Origin of the sequence: Paraburkholderia sp. RL18-101-BIB-B, from assembly GCF_046026985.1 — a bacterium.
In the GTDB taxonomy this organism is placed as follows: Bacteria; Pseudomonadota; Gammaproteobacteria; order Burkholderiales; family Burkholderiaceae; genus Paraburkholderia.
In genome coordinates, this window is the sequence record NZ_JARESV010000049.1 from 25,918 (window position 1) to 46,537 (window position 20,620).

The 20,620-nt window shown below is 64.2% G+C and carries 20 protein-coding genes and 1 tRNA gene; 14 read left to right on the forward strand and 7 right to left on the reverse strand.

Translation table 11 applies throughout. From position 1 onward, the window contains the following. Positions 1–49 precede the first annotated feature (49 nt). The 5 genes from P0D73_RS38115 to P0D73_RS38135 all read left to right on the forward strand — a co-directional run bounded on the left by P0D73_RS38115 (position 50) and on the right by P0D73_RS38135 (position 4,432). Positions 50–139 (forward strand) — tRNA-Ser (locus P0D73_RS38115). 390 nt (positions 140–529) lie between these two features. Then, complete coding sequence (locus tag P0D73_RS38120) at positions 530–1,831, forward strand: NAD(P)/FAD-dependent oxidoreductase (protein ID WP_408180673.1); 1,302 nt, start codon at positions 530–532, stop codon at positions 1,829–1,831. Further along, positions 1,828–2,691: a DUF1365 domain-containing protein gene (locus tag P0D73_RS38125; RefSeq protein WP_408180672.1), complete on the forward strand. Its 864-nt coding sequence runs from the start codon at positions 1,828–1,830 to the stop codon at positions 2,689–2,691. The genes P0D73_RS38120 and P0D73_RS38125 overlap by 4 nt, the downstream gene beginning before the upstream one ends. Positions 2,692–2,703: 12 nt before the next feature. After that, positions 2,704–3,915 carry a class I SAM-dependent methyltransferase gene (locus P0D73_RS38130; protein WP_408180671.1) on the forward strand — a complete coding sequence of 404 codons (1,212 nt, stop codon included), beginning with the start codon at positions 2,704–2,706 and terminating at the stop codon, positions 3,913–3,915. 1 nt (position 3,916) lies between these two features. Beyond that, on the forward strand, positions 3,917–4,432 hold the full coding sequence (locus tag P0D73_RS38135; RefSeq protein ID WP_408180670.1) for a chalcone isomerase family protein: 516 nt from the start codon (positions 3,917–3,919) through the stop codon (positions 4,430–4,432). Here P0D73_RS38135 and P0D73_RS38140 read toward each other — a convergent pair. Then, positions 4,392–5,384, reverse strand: a complete 993-nt coding sequence (locus P0D73_RS38140) for an alpha/beta hydrolase (protein ID WP_408435224.1) — start codon at positions 5,382–5,384, stop codon at positions 4,392–4,394. The two genes, P0D73_RS38135 and P0D73_RS38140, sit on opposite strands and share 41 nt — an antisense overlap. Positions 5,385–5,753: 369 nt before the next feature. On the opposite strand from P0D73_RS38140, the gene map reads away from it, so the two are divergent. The 6 genes from map (at position 5,754) to P0D73_RS38170 (ending at position 10,148) form a co-directional block, all read left to right on the forward strand. Beyond that, entirely contained in the window at positions 5,754–6,539 is a 786-nt protein-coding gene (map, locus tag P0D73_RS38145; RefSeq protein ID WP_408180668.1) for a type I methionyl aminopeptidase, read from the forward strand. Positions 6,540–6,737: 198 nt separating this feature from the next. Then, the gene (locus P0D73_RS38150; RefSeq protein WP_408180667.1) at positions 6,738–7,271 is read left to right on the forward strand and encodes a GNAT family N-acetyltransferase; all 534 of its coding nucleotides are present in this window, start codon (positions 6,738–6,740) and stop codon (positions 7,269–7,271) included. A 222-nt stretch (positions 7,272–7,493) separates the two neighbouring features. Further along, positions 7,494–8,342: a septum site-determining protein MinC gene (gene minC / locus P0D73_RS38155; RefSeq protein WP_408435226.1), complete on the forward strand. Its 849-nt coding sequence runs from the start codon at positions 7,494–7,496 to the stop codon at positions 8,340–8,342. Positions 8,343–8,445: 103 nt separating this feature from the next. Next, on the forward strand, positions 8,446–9,261 hold the full coding sequence (gene minD / locus P0D73_RS38160; protein ID WP_063495093.1) for a septum site-determining protein MinD: 816 nt from the start codon (positions 8,446–8,448) through the stop codon (positions 9,259–9,261). 14 nt (positions 9,262–9,275) lie between these two features. Then, entirely contained in the window at positions 9,276–9,530 is a 255-nt protein-coding gene (gene minE / locus P0D73_RS38165; RefSeq protein WP_091796304.1) for a cell division topological specificity factor MinE, read from the forward strand. Between the two features lie 306 nt (positions 9,531–9,836). Beyond that, positions 9,837–10,148, forward strand: coding sequence for a hypothetical protein (locus tag P0D73_RS38170; protein WP_408236262.1), 312 nt, complete (start codon positions 9,837–9,839; stop codon positions 10,146–10,148). Positions 10,149–10,401: 253 nt separating this feature from the next. Here the strand turns inward: P0D73_RS38170 and P0D73_RS38175 are convergent, their stop codons facing one another. Next, positions 10,402–11,979 carry a chloride channel protein gene (locus tag P0D73_RS38175; protein WP_408435228.1) on the reverse strand — a complete coding sequence of 526 codons (1,578 nt, stop codon included), beginning with the start codon at positions 11,977–11,979 and terminating at the stop codon, positions 10,402–10,404. A gap of 211 nt (positions 11,980–12,190) precedes the next feature. Between P0D73_RS38175 and waaC the strand changes: the two genes are divergently transcribed. Together waaC and P0D73_RS38185 are read left to right on the forward strand one after the other, a co-directional pair. Then, a complete protein-coding gene (gene waaC, locus P0D73_RS38180) occupies positions 12,191–13,195 on the forward strand; it encodes a lipopolysaccharide heptosyltransferase I (RefSeq protein WP_408435230.1) in 1,005 nt (334 codons plus the stop codon). A gap of 714 nt (positions 13,196–13,909) precedes the next feature. Beyond that, positions 13,910–14,044 carry a hypothetical protein gene (locus P0D73_RS38185; RefSeq protein ID WP_012432108.1) on the forward strand — a complete coding sequence of 45 codons (135 nt, stop codon included), beginning with the start codon at positions 13,910–13,912 and terminating at the stop codon, positions 14,042–14,044. Positions 14,045–14,094: 50 nt separating this feature from the next. Here P0D73_RS38185 and P0D73_RS38190 read toward each other — a convergent pair whose 3' ends face one another. The 5 genes from P0D73_RS38190 to P0D73_RS38210 form a co-directional block, all read right to left on the reverse strand. Further along, positions 14,095–14,274: a hypothetical protein gene (locus tag P0D73_RS38190; RefSeq protein WP_132375620.1), complete on the reverse strand. Its 180-nt coding sequence runs from the start codon at positions 14,272–14,274 to the stop codon at positions 14,095–14,097. Positions 14,275–14,490: 216 nt separating this feature from the next. Further along, positions 14,491–15,798 (reverse strand): MFS transporter, encoded by a 1,308-nt coding sequence (locus P0D73_RS38195; RefSeq protein WP_132375618.1) that lies wholly within the window; start codon positions 15,796–15,798, stop codon positions 14,491–14,493. 488 nt (positions 15,799–16,286) lie between these two features. Beyond that, complete coding sequence (locus P0D73_RS38200; RefSeq protein ID WP_132375616.1) at positions 16,287–16,793, reverse strand: energy transducer TonB family protein; 507 nt, start codon at positions 16,791–16,793, stop codon at positions 16,287–16,289. Between the two features lie 375 nt (positions 16,794–17,168). Continuing rightward, positions 17,169–18,575: an argininosuccinate lyase gene (gene argH, locus P0D73_RS38205; RefSeq protein ID WP_408435232.1), complete on the reverse strand. Its 1,407-nt coding sequence runs from the start codon at positions 18,573–18,575 to the stop codon at positions 17,169–17,171. A 298-nt stretch (positions 18,576–18,873) separates the two neighbouring features. Beyond that, positions 18,874–19,686, reverse strand: coding sequence for a helix-turn-helix transcriptional regulator (locus P0D73_RS38210; protein ID WP_408435234.1), 813 nt, complete (start codon positions 19,684–19,686; stop codon positions 18,874–18,876). A 153-nt stretch (positions 19,687–19,839) separates the two neighbouring features. Here P0D73_RS38210 and P0D73_RS38215 point away from each other — a divergent pair, with 153 nt between their 5' ends. Then, the gene (locus tag P0D73_RS38215; RefSeq protein ID WP_408435236.1) at positions 19,840–20,592 is read left to right on the forward strand and encodes a class I SAM-dependent methyltransferase; all 753 of its coding nucleotides are present in this window, start codon (positions 19,840–19,842) and stop codon (positions 20,590–20,592) included. The last annotated feature ends 28 nt before the right edge of the window (positions 20,593–20,620 follow it).

A 20,620-nucleotide genomic window follows, 5' to 3' on the forward strand; every position in this document is an offset into this window, starting at 1 on the left:
TGACTCTGCAGTGACCTAAGCAACCTCGTTGCTGCGAGTAAGAAGACCCGGAAAGGTGGCAGAGTGGTCGAATGCGCTGGACTCGAAATCCAGTGTACCTTTAGGGGTACCGTGAGTTCGAATCTCACCCTTTCCGCCAATTCAGAAAACAGGCCCTTCGGGGCCTGTTTTCGTTTCTGCTGAGCGCGTTCGACAATTCTCGTGGCGATCGATCAATGGATCGAGCCGCTGACCGCACCGAGAGTACCCACAGCTACCGCATCAGCTTCGTCTCGCGGTCGCCGCGCGTTCGAGCGCCAAGTCAACATTCCGCGATACAACTCCACATCGATCTTCACCCATCGCTCCGAATCGCGGCGCAACGACTGACTGTCCATTGTCGTCCGCAGACCGGCCGCCAAACTGAATCGACTCCGCAATCGCGGCTAAACGCATCCATTCCCTTCCTCGCTGCGTAAATCCCCTCAAGGACGCGCAACCCCGCCACACCCGACTGACCAACCGCGCGAGCCGACCAGGAGACGCGCCCATGCCCCATTCCGCACCGGCCTCACCACTACCGCGCGGCTCGCGGGTCGCGGTCATCGGCGCCGGCATTTCGGGTCTGGCCAGCGCGTATCTGCTGGCGCGCAATCATCGGGTCACGCTATTCGAATCGGCCGGCTACCTGGGCGGCCATACCAACACGGTGGATGTCACGCTCCACGGCCACACGCACCCCGTCGACACCGGCTTCCTGGTGTTCAACGACCGCACCTATCCGAACCTGCTCGCGCTGTTCGCCGAACTGGGCGTGCAATCGCATCCGAGCGACATGACCTTTTCGGTCTCGCTCGACGAAGGCGGCCTCGAATGGGCCGGCACCAGTCTGAACACGGTGTTCGCGCAGCGCCGCAACCTGTTGTCGCCGACCTTCATCGGCATGCTGCGCGACATCATGCGTTTTAACGGCAGCGCGCAACGCAACCTCGAACTGGCGATTCAAACGCGCGCGTCGATGGGCGAACTACTGACCGAAGGCGGCTACGGCGGCGCGTTCCAGCGTCAATATCTGCTGCCGATGGCCGCCGCGATCTGGTCGAGTGCCACCGCCGACATCCTCGCGTTCCCGGCCACCACCTTCTTGCGCTTCTGCCTGAACCACGCGCTGCTGCAGGTGAATCGCCGGCCGCAGTGGAAGACCGTGGTCGGCGGCGGTCGGGAGTACGTACAGCGCCTTGCAAGCACGCTCGACGACGTCCGCATCGGAACGGCAGTCCGCGGCGTGCGGCGCGACGCGGACGGTGTCGACGTGTTCACGGACAACGGCACGGAACGCTTCGACGCGCTGGTGCTCGCCACTCACGCACCGACCACACTGCGGCTGCTGGAAGACGCCGATCAGGACGAGCGCGGCGTGCTCGCGGCGGTGCGCTATCAACCGAACGTCGCGGTGCTGCATACGGACACGAACCTGTTGCCGCGTCGTCAGCGCGTGTGGTCGGCGTGGAATTACCTGGGCAGCCGCAGTATCGACGGCATGCATCCGGTGTGCGTCAGTTATCTGGTCAATCAGTTGCAGCCGCTGCCGTTCAAGACGCCGCTCGTCGTCACGCTCAACCCAGTGACCCAGCCGGCGCCGGGCACCGAACTGCGCCGCTTCGTCTACGACCATCCGCTGTTCGATCTGGCCGCGATCGACGCGCAGCATCGTCTGCCTTCACTGCAGGGCAAGCGCCGTACGTGGTTCGCGGGCGCATGGACGGGCTATGGTTTTCACGAGGACGGTCTGAAATCGGCGCTGCGCGTTGCCGCCGATTTTGACGCATCGCCGCCATGGGCCAGGCTATGAAACCGCCGAGCGACAGCGATAGCGACATTGCCGCCTCGATTCCGGCAGCCTGGCTTCTGACCGGCAAGGTGATGCACGAGCGACTGCGGCCAAAACATCATCGCTTCACGTATCCGGTGTTTTACGTGCGCTGCGACCTGGATCGACTGGCCTCGCTCGATAGCGGCTGGTTCGGCATCGACCGATGGCGGCCGCTCAGTCTGTATCGACGCGACCACGGTCCGCGCGACGGCCGCGAACTCGCCACCTGGATGCGCGAGCAACTATCGGCCGCGGGCGTCGAAGAAGCGAACGGCCGGATCTGGTTGCAAGCTTTCCCACGCGTGTTCGGCTACGCGTTCAATCCGGTCAGTTTCTGGTTCTGTCACGACCGCGACGGCCGGTTGCGCGCGCTGCTGGCCGAAGTGCGCAACACATTCGGCGAGCGCCACAGCTATCTGCTCAGCGCAAACGGCAACGCGCCGATCGCCGCGAATACGCGGCTCATGTGCCGCAAAGTGCTGCACGTGTCGCCGTTTTGCCGTGTGGAAGGCGGCTACACCTTTCGCGTGAGGGAAGCTTCCAACAGCGCGTCGGTCTCGATCGATTATCACGACGCCGACGGTCTGTTGATCCGCACCGCACTGGGCGGCCGCCTGACGCCGCTAACACGCGCGAGCGCGCTCGCCGCGCTGCTGCGTCAGCCGCTGCTGACCGTTGGTGTCGTCGCGAGAATCCACTGGCAGGCCTTGCGCCTTGCTCTCAAGAAAGCGCCGTTTCACGGCAAGCATCCCGCGCCGGCCCGCACCGGCGACGCGCCCACCGACCACGCCGCAGCCGGCCGACCATCCGCCGCCGCGCGCCCTATTTCGTCCGATTGAGGAGATTCAGCCATGGCGCTTTCAAGAACCCTGAGCGGGCACCAAACCGCCCCCGCGTCAGGCCGTCTCTTTCTCTCGTTGCTCGAGCGGATCCAGGTGGGGCATCTGGTTCTGATCACGCCCGACGGTCAACAGCGCGTGTTCGGCGATCCGCACGCGGCGCCCGCGGCGCGCCTGGAACTGCGTGACTGGCGCGCGTGCGGCGCGATTCTGCGCAAAGGCGACATCGGTTTCGCGGACGCGTGGCGCGCCTTCTGGGTCGATACGCCCGACCTGGCCGCGCTGCTGCGCGTGGCGATCCGCAACGAGCGTGCGCTGCAACGCACGGTGTATGGCGGCTGGCTCGCTCAACTCTGGTACGGGCTGCGCCATAAGCTGAGGCCGAACACGCGTTCGGGCAGCCGGCGCAATATTCACGCGCATTACGACATCGGCAATGCGTTTTACGCGCAGTGGCTCGACGCGACCTTCACCTATTCGAGCGCGGTGTTCAACGGCAATGTCCATCAATCACTCGAAGACGCGCAGCGTGCGAAGTATCAACGGATCGTCGATACGCTCGGTTTGCGCGAAGGCATGCGCGTTCTGGAAATCGGCTGCGGGTGGGGCGGGTTTGCGATGCACGCGGCGCGTCTGGGCATCCACGTGCATGGCGTGACGATCTCGCCGGCACAACTCGAATTCGCGCAGCAGCGCGTGAACGAAGCAGGCCTGAGCGATCGCGTGCAACTCGAATTGCGCGACTACCGCAGCTTGACCGGTCAGTACGACAGCATCGTATCGATCGAAATGTTCGAGGCCGTCGGCGAAAAATACTGGCCGGCGTACTTTCGCATTCTGCGCGAACGTCTGCGGCCGGGCGCTCGCGCGCTGCTGCAAACCATCACGATCGACGACTCGCATTTTGCTGCTTATCGCGCGACGAGCGACTTTATCCGCGAGTTCATTTTTCCGGGCGGCATGTTGCCGAGTCCGCAGCGCTTCGCGGAAGCCGCGCGGCGTTGCAAGCTCGTGACGCGCACGTCGCTCTCTTTTGGCCGCGATTATGGGGAGACCTTACGCCGCTGGCGCAGCGCGTTCGAAGCGCAACTCGACACGATCCGCACGCAAGGCTTCGACGAGATTTTCGTGCGCACGTGGCGCCTATATCTGGCGTATTGCGAAGCCGGCTTCGACGAAGGGCGCACGGACGTGATGCAGTTCGTGCTCTCGAAGGCCGACTGACGTGCGCGCGTTCACCGCTCTCGCGCTGATGTTGTGGGCAAGCGCCGCCTGCGCCGATTGGCGCGGGGACGTGCAATCCGCGCAACTCGTCGGCGAAGGCGATTTCAGCGTGTTCGGCTTCCGGCTCTATCGCGCGCAGATGTGGAGCGAACGCGTGCCGGTCGATTACGACGAGCGCTTCGCGCTGCACATCGTCTACGCGCGCGGCATCAAGCGCGAGCGCCTCGCGGACACCGGTATCAGCGAGATCAAACGCCTGGCTGCCGCGCCGATTCCGGCCGCCACGCTGGAACGCTGGCGCGCGGACATGCTGCAGGCCTTCGTGGATGTCGGCCCCGGCGATCAGTTGAGCGCGGTGTATCTGCCGGACAAAGGCGTGCGTTTCTATGTCGGCGACCGCATGACCGGCGAGTTCGACGATCCCGCGTTCGCGCGCGCGTTCTTCGGGATCTGGCTCGATCCGTCGACGCGCGCGCCTACTTTACGCAAGCAATTGCTGGGCACGGCGGCGCGGTAGCCGAATTCGCGCGCTGCCGGCGCATTTGATAAACGTCGCCTTGCACATCACCCGCACCGTCACGCGAACGCCGCGCTTCACTGTTCGTCTGCTTGTGGATAAACCCGCTCGCATCGTCGAGCACGGGTCCAAAGCCGCGCAACGGCCCGGCAAACGCGCCCACCAGCAGCGCATGCCCGACGCGCGGATAGTGCTTCACTTCGACATCCGCGTCGCCCGATGCACGCAGTTTCGCCGCTAGCCTATCGGTGTTGCCCGGACCGACGGTGGTATCGCGCTGGCCTGCCGCGAGGAAGATCGGCGGCTCGTCGCCAGCGACAAAGTTGATCGGCTGACTCGCGGCGCGCAACGCGGGCGGGAAGATTTCCTCGAGCGTGGCGTCGTGCAAGGGCAAAAAATCATACGGGCCGGCCAGGCCGATCACACCGCCGATATCGCTTTTGCTCATTTGCTGCGCGGCGAGATAGCGGCCGTCGGTGGCGAGCAGCATCACGATATGCGCGCCCGCCGAATGTCCCATCAGGAAGATTCGCGACGAGTCGCCGCCGAACTCGGCCGCGTGGTCGCGTGCCCAGCGCACGGCCGTGGCCGCATCGTCGACGAAGCCGGGGAAGGCGGTGTCGGGCCACGTCCGATAGTCCGGTAGCACGGCGACGAAGCCGCGCGACGCCAGCGCCGCGCCGACGAACAGGTAGCTGCTGCGCGAGCCGGTCTGCCAACTGCCGCCGTAGAAGAACACCACGACCGGGCGGCCGTGTGAAGCGGCTGGCGGCGCGTCGGTGGTGGGCACGTAGACGTCGAGTTTCTGGCGCGGCGCGTTGCCGTAAGCCAGGCCGTTCTCGGCCCGGAAATGTTTGTGCGATACGGCGGCGTTGAGCACGCCGGCGGCGCTGCAGCCGCCGAGAGCGGCGAGCGCCAACGCGGCGGTCAAGGTAAGCAGGCGTCGAGGCATGAGAGTCGGGTCCGTTCGAAGAGATGCTTTCGAACCATGTACGCGTGAATCCCGAAAGCGGATGCAGGCAGTGCTTGGCGCTGCGAGCGGATGCATCGATAAGTCATGCTGATTTGTCGCCGGACTCCGACATGGCTATGCTCCTCAAATGGTTCGCATACCCAATGTCGCGGACATCTGCTGCTCACGCGATGCGACGACCCAAAAACGCGCACCCAAGAGCCTCCATTCTTCCGAGCAAAACGTTGCGACGAAATCCCCGGCGCGGCGAGTCTGGTGCGGCTCGCCGAGGCTCGGCGGCGATCCTCTGTACAATTGGCCGATCGATTTGAACATCGACCTCCCATTCGACCCACATCGACCGAATTCATGGCCATTACCTACAAGACTCCCGACGACATCGCCAAGCTGCGCATTTCCGGCCGCCTCGCGGCCGACGTGCTGGCGATGATCGGCGAGCACGTCAAGGCCGGTGTCTCCACCGAAGAGCTGGACGCACTGTGCAACGACTACATTGTCAATACGCAAAAGTCGATTCCGGCAAATGTCGGCTATTTGGGTTTTCCGAAGACCGTGTGCACCTCGGTCAACTCGGTGGTGTGCCACGGCATTCCGAATCGCGGCGAGATCCTGAAAGACGGCGACATCATCAATATCGACGTCGCGATCATCAAGGACGGCTACTTCGGCGACACGAGCCGCATGTATTGCGTCGGCCAACCGAGCACGGTGGCGCGCCAGCTGATCGACACGACCTATGAAGCGATGCTCGCCGGCATTCGCGAAGTAAAGCCGGGCGCCACCCTCGGCGACGTGGGCCATGCGATTCAGAAGGTGGCGCAGCGCGACGGCTTCTCGATCGTGCGCGACTATTGCGGGCACGGCATCGGCAAGGTCTACCACGAAGACCCGCAAGTGCTCCACTACGGCCAGCCGGGGCAGGGCGTGCGTCTGAAGCCGGGCATGGTCTTCACGATCGAACCGATGATCAACGCCGGCCGCGCGGGCACCGCGGTGCAACGCGACGGCTGGACCGTGGTCACCAAGGACCGCTCGCTGTCTGCGCAATGGGAACACATGATCGCCGTGACCGACGACGGCTATGAACTGCTGACACCGTGGCCGGACGGCACCGGTAGCTACGAAGCGCCATGACCATGCATGGCGTGTACTGCGTCCGGCGCATGCGCCGCAGGCAGGCGCGCGGCATGCTGCTGAGTCTGGATATGCTCCATATGTAGCCTCCAAAGGGGACTTCCTGCGGCGCGCGCCACATTCCGGTAAAGAATGATTTGACTCTCGCGCCGGTTCGGTTAAAGCTACGCCTTAGGGTTTCAAGGGGTTTTCGTCTGCATGAGTCCGTCATTGACCGTTCGCCGTATCGCCGCTGATCAGGGCGCCGTTTTCCGCGAACTCCGTACTGCGTCGCTGCGGGAGGCACCCTATGCCTTCGGCGCCACGCTCGAGGACGCGTTGTCGGCCGACGCCGCCAGTTTCGACGCCACCGCCGCGGATCACGCGGTTTCCTTCATCATCACCACCTTCATCCTCTACACCGAGGGCCATCCAGCGGGACTGATCGAAGCGCACTTCGACGACACCGCGGCGCGCCGCGCGTTCGTTTGCGAACTGTGGGTGGCGCCGGCCGTGCGTCATCTGCGGGGCGGCGAGCTGCTGGTCGATTCGGCCGCCGCGTGGCTCTCGAATGAAGGCGCCACGGAAATCTACGCGTGGGTCGCCGACGCCAACCGCAATGCCATGCGCTTTTACGAGGCGCTCGGCTTCGGTCCGACCGGCGAGCACCGGCGCGTCATGCGCGCACCGGACCAGGCCGAAAGCCTGCTGGTGCGACACGTGCCGACCACGTCCCAGGTGTTTCAGCAGTGATCTCGCGAGCGGCGCAACAGTCTGCCGCTCGATTCCCTTCCGCGTCTCTTCAGCGTCTGTCGCCGGGTCATCGGCGCGATGCGCGGCCTGAATGGCCACTGCGAGGCCGTCGCGTTGCCTGTGCAGGGCCGCGTCGTCATCGTGGCGGCCCGTTCTCCCGGCAAAAAAGCTGGCCGCGCGCGTCGACGCCTGTAAAATACGCAAAATTTTTTGCCGAACGCTATGTCGCCCAAGAAATCGCCCTTTTTCGAACTTCGCAGCGGCTCTGTCGACACGCTCCTGTTCGTGGTCAAGACAACCGACCTCGACGCCATGCGTGCCGAACTGACCCGGCGCTTCGAGGCGACCCCCGAATTTTTCGCTAACGACGTCGTCGCGATCGACGTGCGCCGTCTCGCCGAGAACGAACGCGTGCCGCTCGCCGACATCGCGCAACTGCTCGACAGCGTGCGCATGCGCCCGGTCGGCGTGGTCGCCAACGCGCAGCAGACGTGGGCTGCGGAGTCGCAGTTGCCGCTTCTGGAAGCTCGTGACCGCCGCGGCGCCGCCGCGAAATCCGCGGACGAAGACAGCGCCAACGCCGCCGCAGCGGCGCCGGTCGCCACCGCCGCCACGGCCACGCCGCCGGCCGATCTGTTCGAGCTCGCCGCCGGCACGCCGGAAAACGGCACACCGGCCACGGCCGCCGCCGTCGAACCCGCTCCCGCCGCGGAGCCGGTGCGTCTTGCCACGTCGTCGCAAACCATGGTGGTCGACAAGCCGCTGCGCTCCGGCCAGCGGATTTATGCCAAGGGCGACCTGGTGGTGCTCGGGCTCGTGAGCTACGGCGCCGAAGTGATCGCGGAAGGCAACATCCATATTTACGCGCCGCTGCGCGGCCGGGCTTTGGCCGGCGTGCAGGGCAATCACGACGCGCGCATTTTCTGCACGTGTCTCGAGCCGGAACTCATCTCGATCGCAGGCATCTATCGAACGACTGAGAACCCATTGCCGGCCGACGTGCTCGGCAAGCCGGTGCAGATCTGGCTCGAAGAAGAAAAGTTGATGATCGAACCGCTGCGGCTCACGTAAGCGACGTGAAGCGCGCTGCCTCGATCGATCTGAGGCACGCTGCGTTTCACGGCAAATATGGCCGCGCATAATTGACGAATTTGACGAACACAAGGTAAGGGTAATGGCAAAAATCATTGTGGTGACTTCGGGCAAGGGTGGCGTGGGCAAGACGACCACGAGCGCGAGTTTTGCATCGGCCCTCGCTCTGCGTGGCAGCAAAACCGCCGTGATCGACTTCGACGTCGGCCTGCGTAACCTCGACCTCATCATGGGTTGTGAACGCCGCGTGGTGTATGACCTGATCAATGTGATCCAGGGCGAAGCCAATCTGAACCAGGCGCTCATCAAGGACAAGAAGTGCGAGAACCTCTTTATCCTGCCGGCCTCGCAGACGCGTGACAAAGACGCGCTGACGATGGAAGGCGTCGAGAAGGTCATCAACGATCTGATCGCGATGGACTTCGAATTCATCGTCTGCGATTCGCCGGCCGGTATCGAATCGGGCGCGCTGCTCGCCATGCATTTCGCCGACGAAGCGCTGATCGTGACGAATCCAGAAGTCTCGTCGGTGCGCGACTCGGACCGCATCCTCGGCATTCTGTCATCGAAGACCAAGCGCGCAATCGAAAGCAAGGAACCGATCAAGGAACACCTGCTGATCACGCGCTACAACCCCAAGCGCGTCAGCGAAGGCGAAATGCTGTCGCTGACCGATATCCAGGAAATCCTGCGCATCGATCTGATCGGCGTGATTCCGGAATCGGAAGCGGTGCTGCACGCATCGAACCAGGGTTTGCCGGCGGTGCATCTGGACGGCACCGATGTGGCCGAAGCCTATAAAGACGTCGTGTCGCGTTTCCTCGGCGAGCAGAAGTCGCTTCGCTTTACCGACTACCAGAAGCCCGGGCTGCTGCAGCGCCTCTTCGGCACCAAGTAAGGGGAGCGCACGTAATGTCGATTCTTTCGTTTTTGCTGGGCGAGAAGAAGAAGTCCGCGTCGGTAGCGAAGGAACGCCTGCAGTTGATCATCGCGCATGAGCGCGCCGGCGGCCATGCGCCTGCCGATTACCTGCCTGCGTTGCAACGCGAATTGGTGGCCGTGATCTCGAAGTACGTGAAGATTTCCAATGACGATATTCGCGTGAGTCTCGAACGTCAGGACGATCTCGAAGTGCTCGAGGTCAAGATCGAAATACCGCAGGCCTGATCGCTTAAAGCCTGTTTCCTCTCGCGGCCGGTTTCTTATGACGTGCTGCGCGCTTCGCTGCGTTGCGTCGAGATGACGTGACGCAGAGTGGTGCGCGAGCGCGCCGCGCTGTTGTGCCGCTTCGTTATTCCCACTTCCTCATTGTTCGTGCGCGCGTGCATGGGCTTGCTCGCGCGCGTCGACCGTGCGTCGAAATAATCCGTTGCACTTCAGCGTGCGGCGTTACACGCCCGCAGTCAGCCGCTTTGTTCCCTCGCGCATTAAACGGGTAATGCCGCCTTCGGTGTCCACCTACAGAGGGAAAACATGAACAAGACCTTTCGTTTGCTGCTTGCCAACACCGTATTGATCGCCGCCGGCGCAGCCGCTGTGGCATCGGCTTCGGCCGCGGAAGTCGTCGTGATCGCGCCGTCCGCGCCGCCGCCGGTGCGCTACGAAGCCGTGCCGGCGCCGCGTGTCGGCTACGTGTGGGATCACGGTCATTGGCGCTGGGATCACGGCCGCTATGTGTGGGTCGGCGGTCACTGGCAAGCCGAACGTGTCGGCTATCACTGGGTGCCGGGCCACTGGGTCGCGCACGGTCCGAACTATCACTGGGTTCAAGGTCACTGGGCGTAACGCTACGGACTTACGCAGTGCGCGGCGCGGCGCGGCGCGGTGAATACCGCGTGTGCCGTCCCTTCCATTTCGACAAGCGCAGACAAATGCAGGCGCCGCGCACGCACTCGGCGTAGCGCTCGCCCGCGCGCGCTTCAGGAAACCATGTGATGAAAAAGAATCTGCTTCTGATCGCCGTGCTGGCGGTCATGCTGGCCGGCTGCGTCGTCGTGCCGGCGCGGCCGGTGTATCTGCGCGCGCCGGCCGTCGTCGTTTACTGACGCGGTGTGCCGCGGTCGGTGTCTTCGGCTAGCGGCTCACCATCGGCTCGCCCAGCGGCCGGACCGGGCGCGTTGACCTGCGGAGCGCTGCCGCTGGCGTGTTCGGCAGGCGGCTCGCTATCTGCTCTCTCCACAACCGGAGCGGGCGCGTCGACTTGCGGAGCGCCGCCATCGGCATCTTCGGCAGACGGCTCGCCGTCAACTTGCGCCGCGGCCGGATCTGTCGGTTCGACGTCCGGCATTTCTGGCGTCGGCGCGGGCGCGGCTTGCGACAGTGGCGCCATATAGCGCGCCGCCAGCGCCTCGTACAGCGGCGGCGCGAACAGGCGCGACACGCGGCTCGAAATCAACGCGGTGGCCATCAGCGAGATCACCAACGCGTGGCCGTTGATCATCTCCATCACGATCACGAACGAGGTGATCGGCGACTGCGTGACGGCGGCCAGATAGCCGACCATGCCGAGCGCGATCAGCATCGGCAGATCCATCGAGCCGAACACCCTGTGCAGCAGATTGCCGAAGCCCGCGCCGATCGCCAGCGACGGCGCGAAGATGCCGCCCGGAATGCCCGGCAGGTAAGAGCCGACCAACGAGATCATTTTCAAGAACGGGTAGAAGACGGACGACTGCACGTGCCCGTCGAGCAAGCCGCGCGCTTCCGCGTACCCGCTGCCGAAAGTCGTGCCGCCGGAAATCAGGCCGACCACCGCGATCACCAAACCGCACAGCGCGGCGAACGCAACCGGCCGCTCGCTATGCAACTGACGCAGCGGCGCCGGAATCCAGCGCGCGGTATTCAACAGCAGCCAGTCGAACAAACCGCCCGCAAGCCCGGTGACGACGGCAGTGAGCAGCACCGCGAGCGCCAGCAGATCGGGAAAGTTCGCGCCGATCTGAATCGTGCCGAAATAGGTGTAGTTGCCATTGACGCCGAGTGCGATCACGCCGGCGATGATGATCGCGGTGATCAGCACGCCGCTCGCGCGCGCCTCGAAGCTGCGCGTCAATTCCTCGATCGCGAAGACGATGCCGGCGAGCGGTGTATTGAACGCCGCGGACAGACCCGCCGCCGCGCCGGCCAGCACCAGTTGCCGCTCGATCAGCGCATTCGAACGGGGATAGAGCCGGCGCAGATTGAACATCAGCGCGGCGCCGACCTGCACGGTCGGCCCTTCGCGGCCGATCGTCAAGCCGCCGAGAATCGCCAGAAACGACACGACGATCTTGCCGAACAGAATTCGAAACGACAGAAGCCGCGCGCCGTATTCGCTGGGTTTCGAGTGAAGAGTGGCGATGACCTGCGGAATGCCGCTGCCTTCGGCGCCGCGGAAGAATTTGCGCGTGAGCCAGACGGCGAGCGCCGTGACCGCGGGCGTGATGATCAAGGGCGCCCACCCGTGCCGTTGCTGCACGGAGTGGAACTCGCTGTAGCCCCAGTCGATCAGTCTCGCGTACAGCACCGCGACGAGCCCGACCGCAATCGCGCCGAGCCAGAAGATGCCATATTGGCGCCAGAGTCGCTTCGCGCGTCGAACGATGGCGGAAGATCGGAGCGGGATGGGCCGGGACATGAGCGAGTGTTGTCGCAAAGGGTGCAGTATAAGGCGCGCCGGGCCCGTAAACCGATATGAAAGTAGTTTGAAATGGTGTAAAAGGGCTGCGTGAAAGGGGCTGGGCGTAACCGCCGCATTGATGACCGATAGACGCGCTGACTCGTTCGGCAATGATTATCCTATTGGTCGGCTAAAATGCTTGGATGTTCGAACAACTGACAGGTCTTTAATGAAGCGAGTCCTTATCGTCAAGGTCACTTCGCTCGGCGATATCGTGCAGGCCCTGCCGGTGGTCGCCGATATCAAGCGCGCGTTTCCTGGCGTTCAGGTGGATTGGGCCGCCGACGAAGCATTCGCCGAAGTGGTGCACTGGAGCGAAAACGTGGACCGCGTGCTGTGCGCGCCGTTGCGCCGCTTCAAGAAAGCGCGCCGTTGGGCCGATTTCAAATCGATCTGGGCGTCCATCGCCGAACTGCGCGCCTATCGCTACGATTTCATCATCGACATTCAAGGCGTGTACAAGAGCGCGATCATTGCGTTTCTGGCGCGCGCGTCGCGGCGCATCGGCTACCAGGCCCCGGATCTGGGGGAGCAGGGCGCCGCGTTCGCTTATACCGGGCGATTCGGCCCGCGTCCGAAATGCAATGCGTGGCATGGCATGCGCATCAGCGCGGGCGAGGCGCTGGGCTATGAAATAGAAGGCCCGGCGGTCTTCAATCTGCGGCTGCCGGAGCCGGCCGGACTTCCCTTCGAGTCGAACGGCGCACCGGTCGCGGCGTTTTTTCACGCCACCTCGAAAGACGACAAGAAATGGCCGGTAGGCCATTGGGTGGCGATCGGCCGCGAGCTGGCGCAGCGTGGTTTTCAACTGGTGCTGCCGTGGGGCTCGGAAGGCGAGCGGCTCGAAGCGGAGCAGATCGCGTCGCAATTGCCGGGCTCGACCGTCCTGCCGAAACTGAGCGTGACGGAAATCGCGCAGATGATTGACGCGTGCTCGCTCGTGGTCGGCACCGACACCGGCTTTGTCCATCTCGCGCACGCGCTGCAGAAGCGCACCGTGATGATCTTCGTGGCGACCCCGCCGTCGCATTACGGCATCGAATCACCGTTCCGCTCCATTTCCATCGGCGACGGCCAGTCAGTGCCGCCCATCAGCGCCGCGCTCGAGGCGATCGACTACGTTCACACCGAGGCGCATGACGTCGCCGTGCAGCACGGCTCCGCTGGCGTCTGAGCACGCCTTCCCGCGGCGCGGTCCTGCGCAATCGTTTGCTCGAAAAGAAAAGAGGCGTGACGCGCAGTCCGCTCAAGCAAATGAGCGCTGCCTCGTAACGCCTCCGAAAACGCCCGTGTCGGGGAACAGCGGGCGGAGAGGAATCGTTGCAAACAACACATCCCAGTACGCACTGAGCGGTGACCACGCACACGCGCTCAGTGTTGACGCGACGGCCGCCGCCTGGCGGTCCGCCGGGTTCATCTCTGGTTCATCTGCCGGGTATGGGTGCGAATGTCCGCACGGTTTCGTGCGGTACTTCGGCTTCCCCACAGCCGCCGATCCAAAAAGGCGTCGCGCATTACACGCCTGTTAAATCTGTCGCTTTTCGTTGAGCGCCTAATTGGCTACTCGCGCATTTTTCACGTCGCCAAAGGCGCCGGCGCGGTGCGCGCATTCGTAGGCACGCTATCCGGCATCTTTACCTTGCACCGCGCATGCGCCGCCAGCAAGGCACGCGCCGGACCGACACGTTCAAACCAGTATAGGCGGTGTTTTCCTCTGATGTGAATTCGTCGTGATCGCGCGCAGGACGCAGCGTGTCGCGCGCGTCGATCATGTAACACCTCGGTGATCTTCCCTTACAAATGGCAACGCTCGCGCAAGGCGCCGTCGTGTTCAATCGAGTCATTCGGGGTTTCGGCTCGAATGAATCTGACTCGACGGAGAACAAATATGAAACGCTTAATCTTGAGCCTGATCGCAGGCACGCTACTCGCAACGGCACTTGGCGGTTGTATCGTCGCGCCGGCACCGGGCTACTACGGCGGCGGTGGTTACTACCATCACGGCGGCTATTACTACCGTTAATGGTTCCATCTGAAGCCGCGGCGCCTATGAGGGCGCTGCGGCGCTGACCGTCAGGCCAGCAGCATTTCAAACGCGACGACCGCGGCGATGGCAGCGGCATTCGCAGCCAGCGCTTCCACGACGATGCCTTTCCATGTCGCCGGCCGAAAGCGCAATGCAAGCAACAGGGAACAGAGCAGCGCCAGCGCAATGATCATCACGACATCCGCGTTGTGAAGATGAACGTTCATCCGTGCCTCCCTGCTACCTATAGGGTTATTTGAGTCGAGTATAGGCATGTCAAAAAGACGCGCAAGGCCGGGAATTTACTCAGGAATGCTCGGCAAGCGGAGGGCGTGAAGCGGCAGGCAGGCAGGCGGGGCGGTGGCCGAGGCCGCCGCGGCGTGAGAAGCGCGCGCCGGGCGGCATCGAGCGAAGAGTCAAGGCGCCGAGATCGGCGCCCCTCGTTACATCAACTGTGTGTCGCGCGTTTCACGCATGCACAGCACGCCGATCATGCTGACGGCAGCGGCGATCGACACATAGGCACCAACCCAAGGCAGCCCGCCGCGCGCGGCGAGCATCTGCGCGATATACGGCGCGACGGACGCGCCGAGAATCCCACCGAGGTTGTACGCCACACCCGCGCCGGTATAGCGCACGTTGGTCGGGAACAACTCCGGCAGCAGCGCGCCCATCGGCGCAAAGGTCACGCCCATCAGGAACAGTTCGATGACGAGGAACAGCAGTACCAGCGACGTCTGTCCGCTGCCGAGGAGCGGCGCCATCGTGAAGCCCGACAGGATCGCCGCGATGATGCCGACGATCAGCACCGGCTTGCGGCCATAGCGGTCGGCGGCCCAGGCCGACAGCGGCGTGGCGAGCGCCATGAACACCACGGCGATGCACAGCAGGCCGAGGAACGTCGGCCGCGGAATATGCAGCACGGAGACGCCGTACGACAGCGAAAACGTGGTGGCGTTGTAGAACAGCGTGTAGCAGACCACCATCGCGAGCGCGCCGAGCAAAGTCGGCAGCCAGTGTTGCGACAGCAGTGTGGCGATCGGCACCTTCACGCGTTCCTGACGGTCGATCGCTGCCTGGAACGCCGGCGTCTCGGCGATTTTCAAGCGCACGTACAAGCCGAGCGCGACCAGCACGGCGCTCACCAGGAACGGCACGCGCCAGCCCCAGCTACGGAATTGTTCGTCGCTCAAGGACAGCGCCAGCGCGAAGAACAGGCCGTTGGAAGCCAGAAAGCCGATCGACGGCCCGAGTTGCGGGAACATGCCGAACCAGCCGCGTTTACCGGCCGGCGCGTTCTCGGTGGCGAGCAGCGCCGCGCCGCCCCATTCGCCGCCCAGACCGATGCCCTGGCCGAAGCGCAAGATGCACAACAGGATCGGCGCGAGGCTGCCGATCGAGTCGTAGCCGGGCACGAAACCGATCAGCGTGGTGGACAGCCCCATCACCAGCAGCGACGCCACCAGCGTCGATTTACGGCCGATCCGGTCGCCGAAGTGGCCGAACAGGAACGAGCCGATCGGCCGCGCCACGAAGGCGATGCCGAACGTGACGAAGGCCGACAAGGCCTGCGCCGTCGCCGAGCCATGCGGGAAAAACACCGGTCCGATGACGAGCGCCGCGGCGGTCGCATAGACGTAGAAATCGTAGAACTCGATCGCGGTGCCGATAAAGCTCGCGAAGATGATCCGCGAACTCTTGTTCTGCCCGGCCGCATTGGGCTGGGTCGCGGAAATCGGCGAAGTGGACATGCAGGGTCTCCATGTGTCGTGATGCCGTTGGGCGGCCGGTTCGTGAGCCGGTGGTACGCGTGTGTGGGCGGCATCTTTGTTCAGGTTCATGCGCCTCGCGTCGGTCGCGGGCCGGTGGCGGCCACGCACGGCGCGAGCGACTGTGCGACAGCTTACAACGGCAACTGGCGAACGCGCTCCTGCCAGGCGAAAAACCAGGCGGGACGCGTGACGTGTGCGGCGAGCAAGGTAAAGCGGCCGGTGCGGTGCGAGGCCTTGATGATTTGCGATCAGGGCAGCGGCGCACGCATCGTGCCTCAAGCAGGCGGCGCTCGCGGGTGGCGCGGCGGCGCTGCAATCGGGCTCTTGCCGCGCCGGCGGGTGAGCGGGCGGCGTGAGCCATGCCGGAAGGATCCGGCGCAGGGAATCGGAAAATTATAACGAGCGCGGCCGCGCCGCAGCAAGGCGGCGCCGGGCTCGCCGCGTGCGTTGCACGAAACGAACCGCGTTCAGTCGATGGTTTGCGCTTGCGGCGAGGCGAACTCGCGAAGCTGGAATTTGCCGTTGTCGTTGAAAAGCCAGTCTTCGAACAGTTCGAGCTGGCCACGGCCGTTCAGCAACTTGCCGGGCGGCTGCGGCAGCGGTGCGGCGCGCCGCAAGGTGGCGAGCGCGGTGCTCTCGGCTTCGTCGTCGCCGTTGGTGCGATACACGGATGACTCCACGACGTGGCCGTTGCGATCGACCGTGAACGACACCACCACCAGCGAGCGCAGCATCGCTTGCGGCGTGCCGCGCAGCACATAAGACGGATTGCGTTCGATGATGCGCCTCGCCACGGCATCGCGGTATTGATCGAGTGTGGCGCTGTTGATGGCGGCCGCAGGCGTCGGTACGGTCGCGCTTGGCGGTGGCGTGATGGTGCAGCCAGCCATGGCGATGCCCAACGCAGCAACGAGCAGCGTGCCGCGCACACGGCGTCCGGTCAGGCAGCGAAGGTGACGCGTGCGAGTGAGCATTGTCGGAGAAAAACTCGGGGCAGGATGTAATTTGATGGTAGTCAAAAACCGCCAGGAATCAATTGGCGTTCGCCCGCAATATGTGGCCCAGCCATCTGTAATAGGCTGAAATATGAGCGAATTGGTGCGCGGCGAAAACGGGCCTACACTCTGATGGCCTCTTTCGAGAGGCATCGGTGGAAGTCTTTCATTTAGCCCGCTTCGCGCGGGCTTTTTCTTTTTCGCGGCGCGGTTCACGCGGGCCCGTGCGGCGCAAAAAACAAAAGGCGAACCCGACTACGAGTTCGCCTTTCTATCCACAAGCTGCGAGCAAGAGACAAGCAAGCGATGAGCGCGTGATCTCGCCTCAGCGCTCACCGCTCACAGCGCGACCTGTTACTTCAACGCTTCGCGTGCCGCCTTAACCGCTGCAAGCACCTGCTCCGGCGCCGTGCCGCCCGGATGATTCCGGCTCGCCACCGACCCTTCCAGCGTCAGATACGAGAACACATCTTCGCCGATCAGATGCGCGACACTCGGCAGTTCCTTGCGCATTTCGTCGAGCGTCAGATCCGCCAGATCGCAGCCGCGATCCGCGCACACGCGCACGGCCAGCGCCACCGCTTCGTGCGCATCGCGGAACGGCAGGCCGCGCTTGACCAGGTAGTCGGCCAGATCGGTAGCCGTGGAGAAACCTTGCAGCGCGGCGTCGCGCATGGCTTGCGGCTTCACCGAAATACCGGCGACCATTTCAGCGAAAATGCGCAGCGTATCCGCAACCGTATCGACGGTGTCGAACAGCGGCTCCTTGTCTTCCTGATTGTCCTTGTTGTACGCGAGCGGCTGGCCTTTCATCAGCGTGAGCAGCGCGATCAGATGGCCGTTCACACGGCCGGTCTTGCCGCGCGCGAGTTCGGGCACGTCCGGGTTCTTCTTCTGCGGCATGATCGACGAGCCGGTGCAGAAGCGGTCCGCCAGATCGATGAAGCCGACGCGCGGGCTCATCCACAGCACGAGCTCTTCGGAGAAGCGCGAGATGTGCGTCATCACGAGTGCCGACGCCGCCGTGAATTCGATCGCGAAGTCACGGTCGGACACCGCGTCGAGCGAGTTCGCGCAGATGCCGTCGAAGCCCAGCGTCTTCGCCACCGCGTGACGGTCGATCGGATAGCTGGTGCCGGCGAGCGCGGCCGCGCCGAGCGGCAAACGGTTCACACGCTTGCGGCAATCGATCATGCGCTCGGCGTCGCGCGAAAACATTTCGACGTAAGCGAGCAGGTGATGGCCGAACGTGACCGGCTGCGCCACTTGCAGGTGCGTGAAGCCCGGCATGATGGTCGAGGCGTTCTTCTCCGCCATATCGAGCAGAGCCGTGCGCAACTCCGTCAGCAAACCGCCGATCCGGTCGATCTCGCCGCGCAACCACAAACGGATATCCGTCGCCACCTGGTCGTTACGCGAGCGGCCAGTGTGCAGGCGCTTGCCGGCGTCGCCGATCAGCGCGGTCAGGCGCGCTTCGATATTCAGGTGCACGTCTTCCAGATCGAGTTGCCACTCGAACTCGCCTCGCTCGATTTCACCCTTGATCTGCGCCATGCCGCGTTGGATCGCGGCGAGGTCGTCGACGGCGATGATCTTCTGCGCGGCCAGCATCGAGGCGTGCGCGAGCGACCCTTCGATATCGACGAGCGCCAGACGCTTGTCGAAGAAAACCGACGACGTGTAGCGTTTGACGAGTTCCGACATCGGCTCCGAGAAGCGAGCCGACCAGGCTTCGCCTTTTTTGTGCAGTTGGGACGTCATGGTGTTGGGCAGTTAAGCGGCAGTTGAGCGAGCGGTGAGGAGGCTGACGACGCGAATGCACGTGCCGTGCAAAGGTGCCGCCGAAGCGAGGAAAGACAGGGATTTTAACACTGGGCGCGGGCCGGAAAGACTCGGCAGGCTTTCAAGTCTCGTACGCGACACAGCCGAAGTTCGCACGGGCAACTTGCGCGAACCCGGGCGGCGCCTCGCCGGCACGGCCCAGGTTGGGCGATGCGGATGGCGGCTGGGGCGCGCACGTCGAGTGCGTGTGACGCCAAGGCCGTCGCCCCGCCGACGCCTACTCGCGCACCAGCACCACCAGCTTCAGATCCTCGCGATGCGCGGGTTTGAACGTGATCTGGTCGTACACGATGCGGCCGTCGCGCGGATGGTTGAACTCGCGCCGTCCGCCTTCGCGGCCGCCGACGTCCTGTGAGGCCCAGAAGCGCGCGAACGCGTCGCTCGCGGCGGTGAGCGAGTCGATCAGCGCGCGGGTGGGCGCGTCATTCAAGTGGCGGATCGAGTCGGCGCGGAATTCGGCGGCGAGCCGCCGCGCGCGGGTTTCCCAATCGACGATCAGCTCGCGCGCGGCCGGTTCCGTGAAGGTGTAGCGCAGCAGATTGCGGTCGTGCGCGCCGTCCAGCCAGCCGACGAACAGGTCCGTGGCGCGCTCGTTCCAGGCGAGCGCATTCCATTGACGGTCGAGCACGTAGGCCGGCGCGCTCACGAGTTGCACGGTTTCCAGCAGGGTGGCGGGCGCGTCGGCCGCGGCCGGATCGGGTTCCGCCGGGTCGCGCTGGGCGGCCAGTTCGAACAGATAAGCCCGTTCGGCGCGCGACAGTTGCAACGCGACCGCGATGCGCGCGAGCGCGTCGGCGGAAGCGGAGACCGGACGTCCCTGTTCGATCCACGTGTACCAGGTCGGGCTCACGCCGCACAGTTGCGCGACTTCTTCACGCCGCAAACCTGGCGTGCGGCGGCGCGGCCCCGGCGGCAGGCCGACCGCTTGCGGCGAGAGCCGCTCGCGGTGAGCACGGATGAAGTCGCCGAGCGCGCGGGCCGGGGTGGCGTCGAGCGGCGGCGGGTTGTCGGCGGAAGACGGCGTGGTCATTCTGTTCGGCGGCAGGCGGCGGAAGTGGAGGGAGGTAATGGAGATACCAGAATAATTGCTTAACTTGTACTGGTACATCGCGGGATCTATTGTAGCGTTTGGAACGGCACAACGCCTTCCAGCGCTACCCCGAATACATAACCGGAGCCTCCCATGAAGCATCACGATCAGGTCGCCGACGCCTTCGGCTCGACCGCCGCCGCCTATTTGACGAGCCCGACCCATGCCACCGGCGCCGATCTGCGGACGCTGGCCGAATCGATCGCGGCGACGCCGGATGCGACGGTGCTCGACATGGGTTGCGGTGCGGGCCACGCGAGTTTCGCGGTCGCGCCGCACGCGAAAGCGGTGGTCGCCTACGACATCGCGCCGCAAATGCTGGCGACGGTGGAAGACGCAGCGAAGGAGCGCGGTCTCGCCAACATTCGCACGCAACAGGGCGCGGCCGAAGTGCTGCCGTTCGACGATCATTCGTTCGACTGGGTGATCAGCCGGATGAGCGCGCATCACTGGCACGACGTGCCGCTCGCGCTCGCCGAAGTACGGCGTGTGCTGAAGCCGGGCGGCAAGGTGTTGTTCATCGATATCGCCGGCAGCGATCATCCATTGCTCGACACGCACATTCAGGCCATCGAGTTATTGCGCGACGGCTCGCATATTCGCGATTACCGTGCCGACGAGTGGCTCGCGTTATTTGCCACGGCGGGGTTCCGGGCATCGATTCGCGAGCGTTGGCGCATCGACATCGAGTTCAGTTCGTGGGTGGCGCGCATGCGCACGCCGGAACCGCGCGTGGCGGCGATTCGCTCGATGTGGGCGAATTCGCCGGATGAAGTCCGCCAATACTTCGGCGTGCAGGAAGACGGCTCATTCAAGCTCGACGCGTTGATGATCGAAGCGCAATGAAAAAAGCCGTGCGCGCCGAACTACGTCG